The 447-nt window shown below is 49.7% G+C and carries 1 pseudogene; it reads right to left on the bottom strand.

The features are described from left to right. Nucleotides 1–447: pseudogene (locus tag J9889_RS15895) on the bottom strand (ISAs1-like element ISAs1 family transposase); the annotation flags it as partial.

Here is a 447-nt window from a genome sequence, read left to right as displayed (position 1 = left end):
GATATTCAATACGAACCGCCGGAATAGCGCCATATTCTCGACCGCATCCTCCATCGCTATCCTGGAAGCATCCTCGTTGAACACCACATCAAGAATGTAATGCTGGCTGTTCTCTATCCGCCAGTGCTGCCGTATATAGTGCCCTAGCAGCTTGTGCTTGGGGGATAACGAGCTGACATAGTAAGAGGTATCTACCGTTCCTTTTCCGTTGGCGCTGCGGTGACGCTCAACGGCAATGATGCTGCGGATTGTCGGCCATTTCTCCGTCAACTCTGGCGGTAATTTGGCTTTTAATTGAAACACATAACGCTCTTCCTGGCGGCCATGTCCACTCTCTTTGTGCTCGACGACAATCTTCTCTTTCTGGGCGTCAAACAGTGACTGGAATTGCGATTGAACCGCTTGATACAGCTTCGGTTGATTATTCTTGACCTGTACCACTACATG

The sequence above is a fragment of the Aeromonas sp. PrichA-15 genome, from assembly GCF_017939245.1.
GTDB lineage: Bacteria > Pseudomonadota > Gammaproteobacteria > Enterobacterales > Aeromonadaceae > Aeromonas > Aeromonas caviae.
Note: the sequence above shows the minus strand (reverse complement) of the source record. Positions and strands in the feature narration are given on the sequence as shown.